9 protein-coding genes are annotated in these 22465 nt (G+C 33.3%); 6 read left to right on the top strand and 3 right to left on the bottom strand.

Annotated features, from left to right (window positions below; all coding sequences use genetic code 11):
- Positions 1–142 precede the first annotated feature (142 nt).
- Positions 143–2392, top strand: a complete 2250-nt coding sequence (priA, locus tag WOVOC_RS00360) for a replication restart helicase PriA (RefSeq protein ID WP_025263957.1) — start codon at positions 143–145, stop codon at positions 2390–2392.
- A gap of 987 nt (positions 2393–3379) precedes the next feature.
- Positions 3380–5185 (top strand): succinate dehydrogenase flavoprotein subunit, encoded by a 1806-nt coding sequence (gene sdhA, locus WOVOC_RS00365; protein ID WP_025263958.1) that lies wholly within the window; start codon positions 3380–3382, stop codon positions 5183–5185.
- On the opposite strand, the gene WOVOC_RS00370 is transcribed toward sdhA, so the two are convergent.
- Positions 5157–7457, bottom strand: a complete 2301-nt coding sequence (locus WOVOC_RS00370) for an ankyrin repeat domain-containing protein (RefSeq protein WP_025263959.1) — start codon at positions 7455–7457, stop codon at positions 5157–5159. The two genes, sdhA and WOVOC_RS00370, sit on opposite strands and share 29 nt — an antisense overlap.
- 458 nt (positions 7458–7915) lie before the next feature.
- Here WOVOC_RS00370 and WOVOC_RS00375 point away from each other — a divergent pair, with 458 nt between their 5' ends.
- Positions 7916–9247 carry a dihydroorotase gene (locus WOVOC_RS00375; protein ID WP_025263960.1) on the top strand — a complete coding sequence of 444 codons (1332 nt, stop codon included), beginning with the start codon at positions 7916–7918 and terminating at the stop codon, positions 9245–9247.
- 184 nt (positions 9248–9431) lie between these two features.
- Here the strand turns inward: WOVOC_RS00375 and gltX are convergent, their stop codons facing one another.
- A complete protein-coding gene (gene gltX, locus WOVOC_RS00380) occupies positions 9432–10763 on the bottom strand; it encodes a glutamate--tRNA ligase (protein WP_025263961.1) in 1332 nt (443 codons plus the stop codon).
- A 786-nt stretch (positions 10764–11549) separates the two neighbouring features.
- Here gltX and miaB point away from each other — a divergent pair.
- The 3 genes from miaB to WOVOC_RS00395 all read left to right on the top strand — a co-directional run bounded on the left by miaB (position 11550) and on the right by WOVOC_RS00395 (position 19426).
- A complete protein-coding gene (gene miaB / locus WOVOC_RS00385) occupies positions 11550–12878 on the top strand; it encodes a tRNA (N6-isopentenyl adenosine(37)-C2)-methylthiotransferase MiaB (RefSeq protein WP_025263962.1) in 1329 nt (442 codons plus the stop codon).
- 477 nt (positions 12879–13355) lie between these two features.
- Positions 13356–16631 carry a class I tRNA ligase family protein gene (locus tag WOVOC_RS00390; RefSeq protein ID WP_025263963.1) on the top strand — a complete coding sequence of 1092 codons (3276 nt, stop codon included), beginning with the start codon at positions 13356–13358 and terminating at the stop codon, positions 16629–16631.
- A 59-nt stretch (positions 16632–16690) separates the two neighbouring features.
- Positions 16691–19426, top strand: coding sequence for a hypothetical protein (locus WOVOC_RS00395; protein ID WP_025263964.1), 2736 nt, complete (start codon positions 16691–16693; stop codon positions 19424–19426).
- Here the strand turns inward: WOVOC_RS00395 and alaS are convergent.
- A complete protein-coding gene (gene alaS, locus WOVOC_RS00400) occupies positions 19415–22138 on the bottom strand; it encodes an alanine--tRNA ligase (protein ID WP_025263965.1) in 2724 nt (907 codons plus the stop codon). The genes WOVOC_RS00395 and alaS overlap by 12 nt on opposite strands.
- Positions 22139–22465: the final 327 nt, after the last annotated feature.

A 22465-nucleotide genomic window follows, 5' to 3' on the forward strand; every position in this document is an offset into this window, starting at 1 on the left:
AAAATTCTATTGATTTCTATATATGAGTTTCTTGTATGTTTTATCATCTTAGCGAAACAAACTTACATAACATTAGTTAAAATTAATTTGCTCATAAAAATTAAGCAAAAGCTATTCAAAATAGTGCTAAACTTAGGTTGCTATGATAAGAACGGTTGACGTACTGCTACCACTTCCAATTGACCAGTTATTTTCATATGCAATTAAGGAAAATACTGAAATTTTAATTGGGGATTATGTAGTAGTGCCATTTGGCAAGAAACGCTTAATCGGCATAGTTTGGAAATATGGCGGCAAAGGCAATCGAGAATTGAAATTTATTGAGCAAAAGATTGATTTACCAAACATTAGACCAAAATTGATTGAATTTGCAGAGTGGGTTGCACGATATAATTTAATACCTATCGGTATGCTTGCCAAAATGATAATGGGGGGAGTGTTAAAGGTGGACCAAGTAAACAAATTGGTTTGTACTGAGCAGAAACAGGAAATAAGTAATATAAGCTGCCGATTAAGTGCCGAGCAGCAAATAGCTAGTGATAAAATAATAAGCAACTTGAATGGGTATTCAGTAACTTTACTTGATGGTGAAACCGGATCTGGAAAAACAGAAGTTTATCTCTCTGTAGTTGCACAATTGATTAAAAATTATAGTAGTCCATCTACCGTTCTAGGTGCTGCTCAGACTTTGTCATTTCAGTGTGCAGACGTTGGAATTCAGGAAAGAAAATTAGTGTCAAGTATGCAATTGTATGAATGTTATAATATAAGATTGCTTTCTAACAAAAATGATGTTACTTTAGTATCAAGACGATGTAATCTAGAAAGCTTCATTGTAAATGAGCATGCTAGGATGACGTCAGAAAATGTTAAAATGATATCTGAAGAGCGTAATGCACAAGTTTTAATTCTTCTACCTGAAATTATTTTAATTTCGCAATTGATAAATCGTATCTGCGATCAAGTATCAAGAAATTTAGCTCAGTGGCATTCAGAGCTCACTCTAAAAACTCGTCGCAATAATTGGCTTAATGTAGCGAATGGAAATGTACAGGTAATTGTAGGGACGAGGTCAGCGCTTTTTTTGCCTTATAAGAATCTAAGATTAATTATTGTTGATGAAGAGCACGATTCATCTTTTAAACAAGAGCAAGGAACTATATACAATGCTCGAGATATGGCAATAGTCTTAGCTAAAATTGAAAATATTCCAATAATTTTATCGTCAGCAACTCCATTGCTTGAAACCATTCATCATGTTAAAAACGGTAATTATAATTATGTAAGGTTAGCTAAGCGTTTTGGTGATGCAGAATTGCCACTGATTAAAGTAGTAGACATGAGAAATAATAAGCAGTGGATTTCCAATCAGCTTTTTGAGGGCATAGAACGAGCCATAAAAAAAAATCAGCAAGTTATGCTTTTTTTAAATCGCCGAGGGTATGCTCAGCTTGCAGTTTGTAAAAAGTGCGGATACAAAATTTCCTGCTTAAATTGTTCTGTTTGGCTTACGTATTACAAAAAAAAGAATGTTCTTTTATGTTATCATTGCTCTTATCAATTAACCCTTCCAGAAAAATGTCCTAATTGCGAAAGTGAACAGCCATTGTTTCTTTATGGTGTAGGGATTGAAAGATTACTTGAGGAAACAGTAAAATTAATACCAAACGCAAAAACTGTGATCGTAAGTAGTGATCAGAAGTCAGTGAGTAATGTTATTGACTTAATATTGAAGGAAGAAGTGAATGTTATAATCGGTACACAGATAATTGCTAAGGGACACAATTTTCCTAAATTAACTTTAGTTGGGGTAATAAATGCAGATTTAAGTCTTGAGAATTCTGATCTAAGGGCAGCAGAAAAAATGTATCAGTTATTGCACCAAGTTGCAGGAAGATCTGGAAGGTTTAACGAAAAAGGAATGGTAATAGTGCAGACAAATAATCCTGAAAGTTTGATAATAAAAGCATTGCAGCATCAAAAAAGGGACTTATTTTATGAACTTGAACTTGAGTTGAGATCTAAAGCTCAAATGCCACCATTTAGCAGGTTGATAGCACTTATAGTTTGTGGTAAAGATCAGATTGCAACACAAAAAGCAGCAAGCAAAATAGCTAGCTTTTTGCATAATCAGTGTTTAACTATTGCTCCTTCTTTATTGCCATTTCAGTGTGTGATACCAGAACTTAGAAGAAAAGAATTTGAAATTCTTGGTCCATCGCCGGCAGCAGTAAATTTCTTAAATAAGAAGTATCGGTATAGGATCTTACTAAAGATACATAATAAACATTGTTTATCCGTACAAAAGAAGCTGAAATATTGGATTCAAAGCTGTAACTTAAATTTAAGTACCACAGTTATAGTAGATGTTGATCCTGTAAGTTTTTTTTAACAGATTTGTTACAAAATGTTGATCAAAATTGGATAATGTTTCGTTTACTCTGCAGTTAGTTCTATAATATTCATAGAAACTTCATAAGATATATTAATTTATTAGCTAAATTTTTGACTTTTAACAGAATTTATTATGTTATTGATGTAATCAGAATAAGGGTGCGTATGATTAAGTTAATTGTAAAAATTTGTTAAGCTAGTAACGAAAAAAATATTGGTTTAATAATAAACTTTATTGATAATGATGAAATAGAGTTTGTTACTTGTTACAGATTTTAATGGGTAAGTGGTTCACATGTAAGAAATACGTGCTATATTTTCAGCGCTTTATAACATGAAGATATCAAGAGAAGTGGTAGTACACAAAATGCTGCTTCATTTTATGTAAAATCCTGATGAATAACCCACTAGAAGATGTGATGAAGTATTTAAAATAAGCAGTAAATGGTTATGTAAATGGCTTAATGAGGGAATTGGGATGAAGGATTTTATACTTACATAAACTTTCAGAATAAAAAGGGCTAAGTTCTATTGGGTTATTTAGCTCGAGGAAAAGCAAGAGCCACATTTGTGGTAGTATGGACAGACTAAGCTAAATCAGAAAAGAGAAAAGATGGATGTAGTGGTGGTTGATTGGTATTGTACTCAGTTTTTTCTTGGTGTTGGATTGGCTATATATTTCTTTAGTTAAGCTTATAAACAGGTTAAAACAATGGAATATGTTTGTTGCATGATTCTAAGTTTTTTCATAAGCATATAAAACCAAGTAATTTGGTGATGAAAGTTTTGCAAAAAGAACCCAGTGGCACGAAGACCTTGATGTAACATATGCTAATTACAATAAATTAAGTGCCTAAATAACTCGTTTTCTAAGTTCTGCAGTGTTCTCAACTCCCAATTAATTTTATCTACGGATACTAGAAAACTAATATAGATTTTTTCTACTCCTGTGATATTATAAGTCTGTAGTTATGAATAAGCAAATATGGATAAGTTGGCGTACGCGATTATAGAGCATGAGTATGACGTAGTGGTAGTAGGTGCAGGTGGAGCAGGACTCAGAACAGCACTTGAAATCGCTGCCACTAATTTTTCAGTTGCTTGCATCTCTAAAATCTTTCCTACGCGCAGTCATACAGTTGCAGCGCAGGGTGGAATCAGTGCAGCTTTAGGGAATATTGCTGAGGACGATTGGCGCTGGCATGCGTATGATACAATAAAAGGGTCAGATTGGCTTGGTGATCAAGATGCAATAGAATATATGTGTAAAAACGCTGCTAAGGCTGTTATTGAACTTGAAAATTTTGGTGTGCCTTTTTCTCGCACGGAAAAAGGCACAATATACCAGCGTTCTTTTGGAGGGATGACAACTCATTTTGGTAAAGGAAAATCAGCTCAGCGTACTTGTGCAGCAGCAGATAAAACTGGGCATGCAATTCTTCACACTCTATATCAGCAGTGTCTTAAGTTCAATGTTAAATTTTTTGTTGAATACTTTGTGATTGATTTAATCATGGACAATAAAACCGGAATGTGCTGTGGAGTTTTTGCCTGGTCACTATGTGATGGTACACTGCATAAATTTCGTGCACATGCGGTGGTGATAGCAACAGGTGGATATGGGCGTATTTACTTTTCTGCAACAAGTGCACACACCTGCACAGGTGATGGTAATGGTATGGTAGTGAGAGCCGGGTTGCCACTTGAAGATATGGAGTTTGTGCAATTTCATCCAACAGGAATATATGGCTCAGGATGCTTGATGACAGAAGGATGTCGAGGAGAAGGTGGGTACCTTATTAATTCTCAAGGTGAGAGATTCATGGAGCGCTACGCTTCTAAGGCAAAGGACTTAGCTTCTCGCGATGTGGTAAGTCGTGCAATAACAATTGAAATTAGAGAGGGAAGAGGAGTTGGACCAAAGAAAGATCACATATATTTAGTTATAGCACACCTTGATCCAGAAGTAATAAAACTGAGGCTTCCAGGAATTAGTGAAACCGCAAAGGCTTTTGCAGGAGTTGATGTTACCAAAGATCCAATACCGGTTATTCCAACTGTTCACTATAATATGGGTGGTATTCCAACTAATTATCATGGAGAAGTGATCACGTTGAAAAAAGGTAAGGAAGAAATAGTAGAAGGATTATTTGCAATTGGAGAAGCAGCATGTATTTCTGTACACGGTGCAAATCGACTTGGTTCTAACTCGCTTCTCGATCTTATAGTTTTTGGTAGAGCTGCAGCGCTAAGAGCAAAGGAAAAATTGAAGCTCAATACACCACATAGAAAATTGCACTCAGATTGTACAGATTGGATAGTAGATAGGTTCAATAAGATGAGATTTGCTTCTGGAGGGCTTAAAGTAGCGAAAATACGCAATAAAATGCAGAACACTATGCAAAGATATGCATCTATATTTCGCGTTGCTGAAGTTTTAGAAGAAGGTAAGAAAGCTATAAAAGAAGTAGCAAAAATGATGCTTGATATTGTAATTGAAGATCGCAGTATGATATGGAACAGCGATTTAGTTGAAGCACTAGAACTCGCTAATATGGTTCCACAAGCAGTTATTACTATGGAATGCGCAGCTAACCGCGAAGAAAGCAGAGGTGCTCATGCTCGTGAGGATTTTCCTAAGCGTGATGACAAGAATTGGATGAAGCACACTATGGCGTGGCTTGAAGAAGAGGAAGGCGAAATTAATGTGAAAATTGATTATAAAAAAGTTGCTGAAAAAACTTTGAGTGATGAGATTGACTTCATAGCGCCAGAAGAGAGGATTTATTAAATTGATTGTTGGATTCTAATAGTTCCTTGGTAAATTGGGATATTGATATGCCTTCTATTTTAAAACTAGGTGGGCTTTCAATATATTTTGACTGGTCTTGCAGTTCTTGCGTTTTTTGTTCTTCTAAACCATTAGGTATATTTTTTATTCTTTTGGAAGAATTATTGTATTGTGTATCATTTTTTGGTATCTTACCTTGAGGTATAATTTGTTTTTCTCCAGTAAATTTCCTTTTAGCTTTTTTAAATTTTTCGTAAATGTTTTCTAAATTGAAGCAGATGAGGTAACAGATTCCTATAGCTGCTATAGTAGATGATGTAGTAATTGTAATACTTCCCTGAGCAGCACTGAATACTACTGCACAGGTTAGAGCAGCAAATATAAGTGTTATTATTACTTTATAGGCAATATTGTTGACACGCTTCACAATATCACGTACTTTAAATTTCTTACCAAAATTAAGTTTTAAGTTAGTTCTCATGTTATCTGGAATAAGTAATTTACCCATTGACTTCTCTATTCCTTTTATAGTTTGATAATACTCTCTATTCCATAATAGTTTAGGCAATATTAATTGTTTTTGGTCAGCGCCATTTTGCAGTAATTTTACACAGAACTTGATTGTGTTATCACGATTTCTAGGATTGGGAAGATTATGTCTACTTTTTACTGCCTTGGAAATTAACGCTACTTGTATCGGTGTTTGTTTTTTACCATTACTAGCGTTTATAGCTTGACTTAGCTTATTCTCAGGTATATTTGTGCTTTTTACTACTAAATCCAAGCATACAACCTTTTGTTCTCCTTTAAGTGAAGCAATATAGTGTAGAGCATTCCTTTTATTACTATCTTTAACAGTGATGTCAGCACCATTTTCTAATAGTAGTTTTAAGGCTTTATATCTTTTAGTGTTCTCAAAACTTGTCAGTGAAGATTTTTCACTCTTTTTTTGTATGTACTGGAGTAGTTTATGAAAAGGTGTTTGCCCTTCTTGATTCTTTCTATTATTTATGGCATCGATAAATTGTTCTTTTTGACCTACTTTTAGTAATATATTGAGGAATTCGAGCTTTTGTTCTTTTTTCAATTTTGAAATTATTAAATGTAGGGCGTTGTTACCATTTATGTCTTTAAAGCTAACATCCAACCCTTTTTGTAACAATTCTTTAAAAAGTTTTTTATCGTAATTATTAATTGCTGAATGTAATAAATAATTACTATTAATATCTAAAATATTTATAGTGCGTATTATAATATCTTTAATTTTTTTTTCTATATCAGGTTTTTGCTCTGATTTAGGTTGTTTTATTAATTCTGTTGATTTTTCTAAGAAATTATGATAGTATACCTTTTGCTCTTCTTTTAAGCCTTGTAATTCTTCTATAAATAATTCTAAATTACTATAGTTGGTTTTATGTCTTAACAGTTTTGTGAAGAACTTAAGCGTGTTATTGTTACTCTGGATCATATTGGATTCATGTTTTTCTTCTGTTATCTTGTTGATTAATATCTCCTGAATAGGAGTCTTTCCATCATCTTTGCTACAAATGGACTGTACTGAGTTTTTTCTGCTAACCGTTTTAATTAGGGTACCTAGGAACTTAAGTTTCTGTTTCCTTTTTAAGAATGCAATGAAGTATAAAGTATTCTTTTCTTCCTTATCTTTTATGCTGCTAATATCCATACAATTTTTTAGATGTTTTTTAAATTTTTTATCATTTTGATTTTTAATTGCTTTCAATAATTGAGTACTATTACTTACTATTATGTTGTTTGTTTCTACTTTATGATCATTTTCAATATCGCTGCCGTAGCCATTTTCTAGTTCACTATTTTCACTATTCCTGTGATTGTTTTGCTTGTGGGTAGCAGTACTATTAAAGCAATGTTTGCTATTGTAAGTAATTTCAGAAATTGCTTGTCTTATTTTCTCCTTTTTTATAGGGTCTAGTTCTTTCGATATTTTTCTATTTAATTCTAGAAGAAAGTTCCGGATATAGTATATATAATATTTTTCTTGTTCTCTAAGTGATTCTCTTAATCTAGTCAATACTTCAGGGCTAGCACCTTTTTTGATTAACCTTTTGCCCTTCTTGATAGTTCTATCTTGACTTCTTGGTTTTTCACGGTTGTACTCTTCTTTTTTTACCTTTCTCTCTATAGCAGTATATGATTGCTTGTCTTTTTTTTCCTGCTCTCGCCTTTCATTTTTATCTATGTATTCTTTTAATTTATTCGTATTAGTAATTAGTACATTTATGTCTATACCCATGTAAATCCTCAATATCAAAGCTATTTAGTTATCAGTACGGAAGCTTATTTTGTTGAAAATAATAACAAAAAGTTAAATTAAATTTTTAAATTAGCTAAATATTGTATGTATTATCAAAATAAGGTAGAAAAGTAGAAAATTAGTTTTTATTAGAAGATTTGTCATCGTAGCTATAAACTCCACTTTAATGTTCACTGCTATTTTAGCCTTTTAATCTTAAAAAAGAATGAACCTAGCTAAGGTGGGTTTCAAAATTACTTTAGCTTAAGTTGTTTTCAAAAAAGTCAAAAAGTGATAATTAAACTTTATTTTTGTGTGTATGAAAATGGTAGCTTTATGGTATATGTTATTTTCAAAAAGGTAAAGATAAGACTTTATCCATATAACTTATATTTTAATTTGATTGTGTTTTATTAAAAAAACTTTAAATTTAATGAATAATTAATATATGTAAACCTATGGCTGAAACTTGGAGTTTATTGCAAGTAGGGCAGAAGGAAAATTATAAAGTAGCATATACAAATGCTCGTATTATTGACCCAGAGACTAAACTTGATATAAAAGGCTCACTGCTAACTGAAGGGAGTAAAATAGTTGATTTTGGTGAATCATTGCTTTTAGATGGAATTCCAAGTGGAATTGACGAGATGGTAGACTGCGAAGGACTTGTTCTGATGCCAGGTCTTATTGATATTCATGTACATTTTCGTGAACCAGGCCAAGAGCATAAAGAAACTATATATACAGGCAGCAAATCTGCAGCTGCGGGAGGTGTGACAACTGTAGTTTGTCAGCCTAATACTGTTCCAGCAATAGATAGTGTTATTTTGGCTAAGTATTTGAAATGTAGAGCGCTTGAAACTTCACATGTGAACGTTGAATTCTATGCTAAAATTACCACTTCGGAGGAAAGATTAACTGAAATGGCACTTTTAAAAGAAGCAGGTGCAGTTGGATTTACTGACGATGGTATGCCAGTTATGAATCCAATGGTTATGAGACAAGCACTGCTTTATTCAAGTATGCTGAACGTTCCTATTGCTCAACATGCAGAAGATCTAAATTTATCGGCAGGTGGAGCGATCAATGCAGGTAAGATTTCTGAAGAATTGGGAGTAAAGGGAATCTTAAGTGCGTCAGAATCGATTATGGTAAGTCGTGATATACTGCTCATGAAAGATATGGAAAATGTGCACTATCACGTTTTGCATATCTCCTCAAAGGATTCGCTTGATGTGATTAAACGTGCAAAAGATTTAGGGTTAAATGTTACGTGTGAGGTGACTCCTCATCACTTCACTTTAACTGAGGATATAGTAAAACAACATGGAACAATCGCAAAAGTGAACCCTCCACTTCGTTCTGAAGGAGATCGTTTGGCTATGGTTGAAGGTTTAAAAACAGGTGTGATTGATTGTATTGCAACTGATCACGCACCTCATGATCGTGATTCTAAAGATCTACCGTTAGAAAACGCTGCATTTGGCATTGTGGGCCTTGAAACAATTCTTCCCCTTTCACTTGAACTTTATCACAGTGGGCAAATGAGTTTGTTTGATGTATTAGCAAAGCTTACATATAAGCCTGCGGATATAATACATGTACCACGCGGTCGTATACAAAAGAACCTCGCTGCAGACTTAATTTTAGTTGACCTGAATCACGAATGGGAAATTAAGATTGATAGTTTTGCTAGTAAATCAAAAAATTCTCCTTTTGATAAACGCAAGGTAAAAGGGTACACAGTGCGCACTATTGTATCCGGCAAAACCGTATATTCACATGAATGATTCTTTTCACAGAAAGCTTACTCATATAGCTATATAAAATTTTCATTTTTATGTTAATTTATAACTTTTTTGAGCTTGATAATTTTATTGTGAGTATTAAATGCTGTGTAAAAACACTGACTCTTTTCACTATATTTGATTAATTCTAAGGATTCCGTATACTTTCTTTCCATAGTTTTTGCTACTACTTATCCTTTACTTTTTTTAATCTTGCAACGATCCTTTTTCTACCAATAAAAACTAACAACTTAGCAAGTTCAGGACCTGTTTTTGTGCCTGTTAAAGCTAAACGAAGCTGCATAAATAAGTCTTTTGTTTTTGTATCCACTACCTTTCGAATAGCTTTAACCCATTCTGATAATGTGTTTTCATTACAATCACCTTGCGGCAATACATTGAGCGCAATTTTTATAGTCTCCTTATCAAAAATCACAGGTTCTATATCGGATTTGCATATTTGCCACCACTTTGCTACCTCCGAAAACTTCTCTATATTGCTTCTTATAAAATACCAAAACTCCGAAGAGTTTACTCTGATTTGATTTAGACGCTCTTTCACCGCTTTAAATGGCATCTGCTGCAGAGCTTTGCTATTTAGCTTATATACTTCACTCAGACTAAATCGGGTAGATGCTGAGCTAAATTTTTTAATGTCAAATGAGTCAATCAAAGATTGCATATCAACATGAGCCTTAATAGGATCTGATGTTCCAAGCTTTGCTAAATAGCTAACGAGCGTAATTGGTTCAATTTCATTTTTTTTGATAAGTCTGATGTCCAATCCACCTTTTCGCTTTGATATCTTGCTATCATTGAAATGTAGCAGAGAAAGGTGAGCAAACGTTGGAGCTTTTGTTTTTAATGCTAGTATTATTTGTATTTGCGCTACAGTGTTAGGTATATGATCTTCCCCACGTATGATATGGGTTATATTAAAATCAATATCATCGATGACAGAGGGTAGCATATATGTATAAATTCCGTCTTCTCTTCTTACTATAGGATCACTGATGTGACTAGTTGCAATATTTATTTTGCCTTTAATTTCATCGTCCCATTTAACGATTTTATTTCTATCCAACTTAAATCTAAAATATGGTTTTCGTCCTTCTTGCTCATAACTAGCTTTCTCCTGCTTAGTTAGAAATAGTGCACTTCTATCGTAAATGGGAGGAAGTCCACGTTTTAGTTGCAGTTTGCGTTTAATATCTAGCTCCTTTCTTGTTTCATAGCATGTATAAATATGCCCTTCTTTTACTAACTGCAAAAACACCTCGTTGTAGCGCTCAAAGCGCTCTGATTGCTTAAAATTTAAATCCCAATCTATATTAACCCATTGCAAGTCTTGTATGATGCTATTTATATACTTGATATCTGAACGCTGGAAGTCAGTATCATCAAAACGAAGCAGAAATTTTCCGTTTTGACTGCGTGTATACATCCAGCAGATAAGTGCGGTGCGAATATTCCCTACATGAAGATAGCCAGTTGGGCTTGGGGCGAATCTTGTTAGCATTTATGTCTCTAGCTTCTTTTAATTTTATATAAATATGCAACTAAAGCAAGAAAAGCAATTTAAGTTTATGTAAATACTTTGTTTACTAAAAGAGTTTAAGTAGCTAATAGAGATACGAAGCAAAACTATTTAACAGGCTTTGCCAGTCTTCTTATTGTGATAGTGAAGGTATTTCAATTATCTTTAACTTGTACAAGGTAAGTGATGGAAATATTACGTAGCTTGTGTCTTACGTTTAACTTTTTGTACTATATGTGCTTTATATCTTTATAAATTTTACCTAAATTTCTAGTTTTTGTCTATGCAGGCTGGGAATGTACTTATAAAGTGTTTAAGACTTTTCAAAAACGCCTATACTAAAAATAGATAGTGCTAAAGTTTCTCTTGTCTTTTTTTACTTAGTAGATTTCTTAGATATTAAGGCAATTCGTGTGCGGCCATTTGTTTTTACAATAAATGGTGTTATTTCAGCACGTGACGGTAAAATCTATATTTCTTTTTTCTGAATTTTAGTGTTGAGCTACTTAAATAGTAACTATAAATTCTGTTATCTAAATGCTTGACAAGTAACCTAGTTTTTAGTATAATTTTACTTATATGAAGGTTGTAGTGGAAATGATGTTGTGTGAGTATCAATATTGAAGTTGAGTTTTCATTGTGTAACCGCTTGTTAAATCTCTAGCGTTAGTTGCTTAGTGGTGGCTTTTTATGATGCCTTAAATAGCAGTGCTTACACGGTTGCACTTTCATATATCAGAGTATGTGCCAACTTGCAAGAAGTGTGAGATGAAAGGTTTGTATATCAAGACTTACGGCTGTCAGATGAATGTTTATGACTCCGTTTTAATGGAAAATATGATTAAGCCTTTGGGGTTCAACGTTGTTAGCGATGTAGGAAAAGCTGATTTGGTAATACTAAATACTTGTTACATTAGAGAAAAAGCGGTAGAAAAGCTTTATTCAGAGCTTGGGAAGATTTATTCATCGCGAAAGAATAAGGAAGTTATTATAGTAGTAGCTGGATGTGTAGCACAAGCAGAAGGAAAAGAAGTGTTCAGGAGAGCTCCGTTCGTGTATGCTGTTGTTGGTCCACAGAGTATTGCTACCTTACCAGAGCTGATAGTTAAGGCAAGTAGAGATAAAAACCATGTAGTAAACACTGATTTTCCTGAAATTGCAAAATTTGATAAATTGCCAGGTGAATGCTATGGTAATAGCCAAGGATCTTCCGCATTTCTTTCCATACAAGAGGGTTGTGATAAGTTTTGTACGTTTTGTGTAGTGCCTTATACTCGTGGGGTTGAATATTCACGACCAGCGAATGAAATATTTCGTGAAGCGCTGAAATTAGTTGCAAATGGAACGAAGGAAATCAATTTGCTCGGTCAAAATGTTAATGCTTATCGTGGAGAATTCGAAGGGGATGTGTGGGATTTAGGGAAATTGATTAGTCGTATCGCCAAGATTGAAAAGCTAGAAAGAATCCGCTATACGACTTCTCACCCAAGAGATATGCATGAATCCCTTTACTTGGCGCATGCAGAAGAACCAAAACTCATGCCATTTATTCACCTGCCTGTGCAGTCAGGTTCAAATAAAATATTGCGTGCAATGAATAGGAAGTATACTGTAGAGGAGTATTTAGAAATAATAAATAGGTTTCGCAAATTGAAACCTGAAATTGAATTTTCTTCTGATTTTATTATTGGTTTTCCTGGAGAGACTGAGAGAGATTTTGAGGAAACTATAAAGTTAGTGGAAAAAGTAGGGTATGCTCAAGCTTATAGCTTTAAATATAGTCCAAGACCAGGTACGCCAGGGGCAGAAAAGGAAGATCAAGTGCCAGAAGAAGTTAAAACAGAACGTCTTCTTTGTTTACGGAAGTTAATTAATAAGCAACAGCTTGAGTTTAACCAGAGCATGGTAGGTAAAGCTATACCTGTTTTATTTAGTGATAAAAAAGGTAAACACCAAAACCAAATTATTGGTAAAAGCCCATATATGCAATCAGTGTGTGTGAGTGATCCTGAAGGTAAATATAGAGATAAAATAGTAAATGTGAAAGTATTAGAAGCTTGGCAGAATAGTTTATTAGGAATAAGTTTTAATGATTAGCTCTATTAGCCATTTGTTGGAAAATTATCCTTTTGCTTGAAGGATAAGTACTGCTCTAAAATAAGAGAGGTACTTTTTTTCGTTTACCTCTAGTCAATTATTTTTGGATACTATAGTAATTGTAATTCTTTGTTATGCCAATATATGAAGCTTCGTATAGGGTACTTTTAGGTTATCATTAATTTTTTTCTTTTGCGTTTATGATATGTTGCCTGGATTTCTCTGGAATTGTTGTTCTCATAAAAATGTAAATTATGAGTTGGATTTTTCGTGCCGATGCTTTTATTAGCATTATGAAATCCCTGATAAGATTGTCTTTTTGTTATTACTTTTAGGCATAGTTATTTTCTTAAATATATTTGGTATATTAATATTTATCAATAAATTAACTCTTATAGAGATATGATTTACATTTTTTTGGATTTGTAATTTTTTGCAAAGCTCTATACTCTTTAAGCTTTATTCGGTAAAGCGAGCATGAAGCATTATCCTGGTACAACTAGTAGTCCTAATTTTTCTTTATTAGAAAACGCAATCATAAAATTTTGGCAGGAGAACAAAATTTTTGAGAGATCGGTTGAAGAACGTTCTAAAGATAATTGTTTTGTTTTTTATGATGGACCTCCATTTGCAAATGGGCTCCCTCATTATGGACATTTACTTACTGGTTTTATAAAGGATGCATTTGCAAAATATCAAACTATGCTACAAAAGAGAGTTGAACGTAGATTTGGTTGGGATTGCCATGGGCTACCAGCTGAAATGGGTGCAGAAAAGGAACTTGGAATATCCGGCAGAACTGAAGTGGAAAAATTCGGTATTGAGAAATTCAATAACTATTGTCGTGCTTCTGTGATGAAATTTTCCTTAAAATGGAAGAAGTATATAAATAGGCAAGCAAGGTGGGTAGATTTTTATAATGGCTATAAAACCATGGATAAATCGTTTATGGAGTCAGTTATGTGGGCGTTTAAGCAGCTTTATGATAGAGGTTTAGTGTATGAATCAGTACGCGTTGTTCCATATAGCTGGGCATGTGAAACTCCATTATCTAATTTTGAAACAAGACTTGATAACTCTTACAAAGAAAGGACTAGCAAGGCTGTCACTGTTGCATTTGAGCTTTTGGAGAATCCACAGCAATTGAAGCAAAAATGTAAGTTGCTTGCTTGGACTACAACTCCTTGGACGTTACCAAGTAACTTAGCTTTAGCAATAGGGAAAGATATTGAATATTGTGCGGTATTAGTTCGTTCCTTAGTGTCATTCCAGGATGTGACACTGGAATCTACTTCTGAATTTCAGTGTCGAGGTGCTAAGACTATGGAAGACACTGGAATGACAATGAAGAGTAATAAAGGAAATTTAGTGAGTGATGAGATATATATCTTTGCTAAAAGCTACTTAGAAAGATTTATCGATTACTGTGAAAAAAATAATATTACATATAAAGACTGTAATATAAGGCTTAAAGCAAATGATCTTGTAGGTCTTTCTTATAAACCACTGTTTGATTACTTTAAGGGTACAAGAAATGCGTTTCGCATTTTTATTGCTGATTATGTTATAGGAGGAGATGGTACTGGTGTTGTGCACACTGCTCCTGGATTTGGTGAAGAAGACTTTTACCTTTGCCATGGTCATAATATTCCAGCCGTTTGTCCAATTGATGATAGTGGTAAATTTACTGTTGAAGTTCCAGATTTAGCTGGAGTTCATGTTTTTGATGCCAGCGATATGGTAATAAGGAAATTGAAGGAACAAGGAAACTGGTTCGAAACTGAGCAATATATTCACAATTATCCACACTGCTGGAGAACTGATACTCCTTTAATCTATCGTGCTATGCCCTCTTGGTATATTGCTGTGACAAAGTTTAAGAGGAGGATGATGGAGCTAAACAAAAGAGTTAATTGGATACCAAATCATATAAGAGATGGTCAATTTGGAAAATGGCTTGAAGGAGCACATGATTGGTCAATTTCACGTAATCGGTTTTGGGGTACACCAATTCCTGTATGGAAATCGGATGATGCAAGGTATCCAAGAGTGGATGTGTATGGTTCAATAGCAGAACTGGAGCGAGATTTTAATGTTAAAATAGATGATTTGCACAGACCATTTATCGATTCTTTAACAAGACCAAATCCTGATGATCCAACGAAAAAATCAGTTATGCGCCGTATATCCGACGTGTTTGACTGCTGGTTTGAGTCTGGCTCAATGCCGTTTGCACAAGTCCACTATCCGTTTGAAAATAAGAAATGGTTTAGAGATAATTTCCCTGCAGATTTTATAACTGAATATATAGCGCAAACAAGAGGGTGGTTCTATACGCTTTTTGTGTTGTCCACTGCTTTGTTTGACAGTGAACCATTTAAGAATTGCATATGTCACGGTGTAGTTCTGGATATAAAAGGACAGAAATTATCTAAGCGTTTAAATAATTATGTAGACCCAATGGAGGTTTTTGATAGGTATGGTTCTGATGCGCTGCGCTTTCTTATGCTGTCTAATTCCATTGTCTGTGGTGGTGATTTACTACTTGATAAAGAAGGAAACTTGATACGAGATGTCTTAAGGAACGTGATAAAACCTATTTGGAGTAGTTATCACTTCTTTACTATGTATGCGAATGCAGATGAAATTAAAGCTGAAGTTTGTAAAGATTATCAAAGTACTATCGATTGTTACATGATCTCTAAGTGTTTTGAAGCTATAGAAAGCATCCAAATTTCTATGAACAACTATAATTCTCAAGGAGCTTGCAAAGTTCTGATAGATTTTTTTGAAGTGCTAAATAACTGGTATATTCGTCGCAATCGTAGGCGTTTTTGGAAAAGTGGTCTAGATCAGAACAAAATTGATGCTTATAATGTCTTATATACGGTTTTTTATTATATATTAAAAGCCGCGGCTCCTTTATTGCCGTTTATAACAGAGACTATATGGCAGGGGCTTAAGTATAAAGAAACATCTGTTCATTTAGCTGATTTTCCACAGTTAGAAAAGTATGATAGTGAGTTTATTATCAAAATGGATTTGGTAAGAGAGGTGTGCAATGCTGCACTTTCTATCAGAAATACTTTTAATATGCGTATCAGGCAACCACTTAGCAGCATGACAATTTATCATCAATTTTTTTGTGGTTTTTTTGAAGATAATTATCAGGAGATGATAAAGGATGAGGTGAATATAAAAAGCTTAGAATTAGTAAACAGGCTTGAAGATATTGCATCATTAGAGTTAAAACTAAATTTCCCACTACTTGGAAAGAAGATCCCAAATAAAATCAAGAAGCTAGTTCAATATGTTAAAGAGGGAAAATGGAGGCAGATTGGAGATGAACAAGTATTTTTAGGGGATAAGTTAGAAAACTATGTTATAGGAAAAGGTGAGTATGAACTATTACTAAAAGTAAATAGAAAATATTCTGCTGTATTTGATAACAACAAAGGGGTTGTTGTCTTAAACACTGAACTAAATGATGAATTAATTCTAGAAGGACTTGCGAGAGATGTAGTGAGGCTTATTCAGGAAACTAGAAAACAAGCTGGTTTTCATATATCCGATAGAATTAGAGTAATAGTCAAAACAAAGGATGAGGGAATTAAAAAAGCGGTGGATACATGGAGTGGGTATATAAAAGAGCAAACTCTTGCCTCATCTTTAGAGGTTAGTGTAGAAATAGAAGCCGATTTCTATTTTAAGGAATATCAAAATTTAATAATTGGTGTCAGATTAAATTATTAAGTAGTTGAAAATTATCATTATTTATGCAACACTTAAGTTGCTTCAAATGAGGTTACGGTATGAATATAGCTGTTAAAGTTGATAACTTAAATGACTATAATTGCGGTAGTTTAGATAAAAAAGAGTCTGTTGTTACTTTAGGAGAGCAGGATAATTTGAAGAAGAAGGATAATGTTGTTGATTTTAGTATCCCGCTGAGTATATTTCATTATAAAGGTTATAACTCTGATTTTTTTACTTCCTGGTATAATGTATCAAGTGAAATATTCAAAGAAATAAGTAGTGCTTGCTCAGAAAAACGAATATTAAATTTAGCTTTGTCGGTTTTGATGCTTCCTTATGTTGCTTCTGTTGCATTAGTATTGGTCATGTATAACAGATTCAAGGTAGACGATAAAACACAGATCAGTTTTAGGAAGAATAAAACAAAAAAAAGTGAAATAGGTAAAAGTGTACCAAAGAGATTGGCATATGGTGTTCTTATTATGATAGTGATTCTTGTTAATATGGCTGCGCTTATGGCATTAATTATTCCTGCAATGTTCGCTTTAGCGACTTTTTATTTTTTAAATAGAGAATTATCTCATTCTTTGATTGCTGCTTTTAGAATAAGAATTGGGTTGTATCATAATAAGCACCGAAATATTAGAGTATCTTTTTATGAAACAAATCATGAGATAGAAGTTTTTAATCCGAACATTGCGTGGAATGTGGAGATTAAGTTCCCACCACAATTTGAACAGTTGCTTAAAGATTTATATGAAGATGAAAATAGTAATCTGTTTGTTACACAAGATGCAGGGCATAGTACTATACTGAAGCTGTCAGCCAATGTCCACTTAAAAAATGGTCTTGTGCGTTTGTATAGTGAGATTAGGAATGTGGTTGCGAAGTCAATTCAAGAATTTGCAAAGAATATTGAAAAACTGGTAAAACTGGAAAAAAAGGATATTACGTATGATAAGCTAAGAAAGTTGTTGAATGAGTTCAGATTGAAGGTGGTGGATAGTGTAGATTTTAAGTTGACAAGTTACTTAATACAGGATGCTTATAAAGTTGCCTTTATACAGGCAATCAAAATCGCACAAAGGGAAAGAGAAAAAAGAGGAGGGTTAAATATAGAAGAAAGACTGAGAGAAATATTAGTAGAACAGGAATTGAAGAGTCAAGGTAAGGAGTTACCGACTGAGAAAGAGATGATAATAAAGGATTTAAAAATATCAAATAACTTAAGAAATGGTGCACTTCCTTTGTTTAGAGCAAAGTGGAAACAGCGTGTGGCTGGTGGGATAATTGGTGTTTATAGTGAGATATATCCTCAGGAAACAAAAAAAGCTGTCTCTAAGGCTGGAAATTTGATTGCAGGGTTGAAAGAAAAAGGAGAACGAAAGTATTATGAGATAAAAGAGGAATTAAAGATGATGTACCCAAAGATATATAAAGCCTTGAGAAAGAATAGTAATTCAGTAAGCAATAACCTAAGAAAAAGACTTGAGGATATTTTTAAATTTGAACCTACTAATCAATACGTTTATCGAGAATTAATAAAATCGAAAATAAGAAAAGCTGAAGTTATATTAAATCAATCAGATTTAACAATGGATGTAAAGCAGGGTCTACTTAGTGAATTCTGTGACTTGAATATAAATATGTGTTCTTATCACAAAGTAAACCTTTTGGTAGAGAAAATGTATTCAGAAATAGCGAAATGTAAAACTCAAAGTTTATTTCAAGAGCAAGGGAAGAGTATAAGGGACATAGAAGATAATACTGGCGCATTCATGCTATTTGATGAAAAAGATGAAGAACTTTTAGTGAATAGGATAGTTTCTTATCGAGAAGAGATAGGAAAATATTTAACGCAACCTGTAGAATTGAAGAAAGTGATAGAAAAGCAGAATAAGAGTTTGGGTAGTGAGAAAAATAGTAAAGAGAAGGAATCTTTAAGTATAGAGTTAGTGGAGTTATGCTTGAAAAATAATCAAGAAATTCTAGAAACATTAGAACGATTAGGATTAGAGAAAGAGGGGTTATTGATAAATGAGAAAACAGAAAATGATTACAGGGAAGAACTAACGTCTCGCGAAAAAATAAGATTTGCAGTAATAGAAGACGATTTGTTTAAGGTATGTAAGCAAGAGGCTTTTAATGAAGAGGAAATCAAGAAGTTATTAGAAAGAGCAGAACTTGAATGCTGTTTGGCAGAAAAATGTATCAAGTATCCTGTGATTAAAACAAAAGATAATATCAAACATTTTTGTCAGGCTTTATTGTCTCCTTTGATAGGTATTTTAATGGAAAGTATAGTAAATAATGTACCAAAAAATATATCGAAAGATTATAAAAATAATTTGTTAGATCAGGGTTGGAGTTGGGTATATAGAAAGGTGATAAAACCTGCGCAGATTGCTTTGAATTATAATAAGCTTGGGTTATCAGCTATCGGAGATAAAAATAGTGTAGAAGGAAAAGCGTTAGATTCGGCACATAGTACTTATAAGGAGGTGGAGACATTGCTTCAATATTTTGAATCAAGTTATGAGAAAGTAGGAGCTTTATTAGGTAATGTATTTTCTGATGATGGAGAGACCTTTAAAAAAAACATATGGCCTCAAATAAAAGAGCATTTATGTAGTATGTGGAATAGATTTTTTAAGGATATTGAGTTTACACTGATTAATGAAGGTAAGAACATCTATCGAGAAGCAGAAGAGACGGTAAAAACTAAGTTGAGTGAACTTTGTAACATAGGAGTACAACAACAAGCTCTACCATATAATACACTATCTTGCTAAGTAGTTAGAAATAGCTATGATAATATCACTACTGCTATTACAGCTTGTTTGAGCAAGTTCAACATTTCCACCACAGTCTCTTCCAGTTATGGTAGATACTAACTCTTTTGCACTGATTTTATCAGTTAGGTCTTTACTTATTTTTACAATCAGAACTGTTTTATTGGGCTTCTTGTTTAGTGAGAAATTAGCAACTTCACTTGGCATTGTTTCAGTGTATGTCGCTGGAATGATGGAGGATTGTAAAAGTGTTTTGTTTTTTCCAGTTGCTGTAAAAGCTATTATTGTTTTTGGTTTTTGTTGTTGCAGGACAAATTCTCTTATTATGTTTACTGGAATGTCAGTAAAAGCATGACTTATAAAATATATCCCATTTATTTTAGTGCTTTTTATGTTTTCTACTTCTATGAGTTTTTTATAAAGGCTTTTTATTTTAGCTTTGGATTCTTTGTATTCTTGATTTAGAATATTTAGTCGGTTTATTATCTCACTTGTTGGCGCTTTTATGGATTTTGCAACTTTTTTTAAGTTAATTTCATTATTACGTACATAATTAATTGCCTCTTGGCCAGTTAAAGCTTCAATTCTTCTTATTCCAGATGCAATAGAACATTCTGTTACTATTTTAAACAAACCAATTTCTCCAGTGCGTTTCACGTGCGTTCCACCACATAATTCTTTCGAATCTCCAATGTTTACAACTCTAACCTGATTATTATATTTTTTGCCAAACAACGCAATAGCTCCTTCGTTCATTGCCTGATTTATGTTCTGAATTTTTGTAAATGTGGAGAGGTCTTCTCTTATTAAGGAGTTTATCATATCTTCTATTGAAAATAGCTGATTTTGAGTGATTTGAGTGTTATGACTAAAGTCGAATCTTAATCTATCTGATGCAGCTAAGGAGCCTTTTTGGGTAATTTGATCACCTAAGGTTTTTCTCAGTGCAAAGTGCAGAAGATGTGTGGCTGAGTGGTTTCTTCTCAAGCTTTGCCTTCTTCCTTTATCAATAGTTGCTGTAACTATGTCACCTTTACAAATTGAGCCAGATTTAACTATGCACCTGTGGAAATATAAGTCTTTAATTTTGTTGGTATTTTCTACTGTAACTATACCTTGAGTAATATAATTTGTAGTGCATGATTGGTTGTTTTTTTTTTGAATCTCAGTGTTTGACACTGGAATGGTAATAAGTAACTCTCCAATATCCCCTGCTTGTCCACCTGACTCGCCATAAAAAGGTGTTTTATCAAGTATGATAGTTACCTTTTCTCCTTTTTGTGCAGAATCAATAACTTTGTTTTCAGGGGAGATTATGGCTAGTACTTTTGCATCCTTTGCTTCATTAGAAGTATAACCAATGAATTCTGTTTTGTCAAATTTATTAATCAAATCAACCCATGTTTGCTTAACTGACTTTTCACTGGATTCTATCCATTTAACACGTGCCCTTTTTTTCTGTTCTTCCATTGCGTTATTAAAACCTTTTTGGTCGAAATTTATTTTTCTCTCTTTTAGAAGATCGAGTGTGATATCTAAAGGGAATCCATAAGTGTCATATAACTTAAACGCTGATTTTCCTGATAGAGTATCGCCTGGTTTTAAATCTGCAGTAAATTTTTCCAAAAGATTAATACCTTTTACTAAAGTATCTTTAAAGTTCTCTTCTTCTGATTTTAACGTCATTTCTATTAAGCTTTTAGCTCTGATTAACTCAGGGTAAACATCTCCCATATAAGCTGAGCTTGAACTATCTATTAACACCGGAAAAATGTGATGAAGAAGGGGGTTGTTATATCCAAGCTGGTGGATATAACGTGCAGCTCTCCTGATTAATCTGCGTAACACATAGTTTCTACCTTCACTTCCAGGAAGTATTCCTTCTGCAATTAGAAATGCAGCTGAACGAAGATGGTCTGCGATAATCTTATGAGCTACTTTATTTTTTATATTTCCACAATATTCTTGTGATTTACTTATTATAGCAGAAAATAGATCAATATCATAATTATCGTGAACGTTTTGCATCACAGCGGCTATTCTCTCAAGACCCATTCCAGTATCGATGCATTTTTTTTGCAATTTTTGTAAATTGCCTTCTTCATCCTTGTTAAATTCCATGAATACCAAATTCCAGATTTCAACAATTCTATCATCGTTTTGTAAGCTGGACTCTGCATGATCGTAAAAAATTTCAGAACATGGCCCACATGGGCCAGTATTGCCCATGCTCCAGAAATTATCGTCTGTTGTAATTCTTATGATTTTGTCATTTGAAAAACCGCTTATTTTATGCCAAATCTCATATGATTCATCATCAGTATGATAAATAGTTATGGATAATCTGCTTTTATCAAGAGATAGTTCTTCAGTAATAAATTTCCATGCGAGTTCTATTGCTGTTTCTTTGAAGTAATCACCAAAGCTGAAGTTCCCAAGCATTTCAAAGAATGTGTGATGTCTAGTTGTATAACCAACGTTTTCTAGATCATTATGTTTACCGCCAGCCCTTAGGCACTTTTGACTCGAAACAGCACGTTCTAATTCATTTTTTTGTAAATCGGTGAAGCAGTTTTTAAACTGTACCATACCAGCATTTGTGAACATGAGTGTTGGGTCATGCTCTAGAATTAAAGGAGAGGAAGGAATCTGCTTGTGATTATTATTTACAAAAAATTTTATAAACCTTTCCCTAATTTCGTTTAGCTTCATCGTTTTATTGAAGTTATTTATGAATAATAAGTTGTAATGAGGATAAAAATCAATGTATCGATCTATATTTAATATATATTATTTAGTGTAACAGAAATTATCTTTAGATAAAGATTTTAGTAAAAAGGTTGTACTTTCAGGTGGTTTATCTCTAGTATAAAAAGATGTTTGTTAATTTGAGTAATATTTTCATAAATTAATTTGGAGAGTATAAAATATCTATGAAATTATTACCAGGCAATGTAAGATAGATATGGACTAATGAAAGGTTAAATTGATTTAATCATTTAATTGTAAGCGATGAAGTAAAAATTAATTGTTTCTTTT

Origin of the sequence: Wolbachia endosymbiont of Onchocerca volvulus str. Cameroon (genome assembly GCF_000530755.1) — a bacterium.
Classification (GTDB): domain Bacteria; phylum Pseudomonadota; class Alphaproteobacteria; order Rickettsiales; family Anaplasmataceae; genus Wolbachia.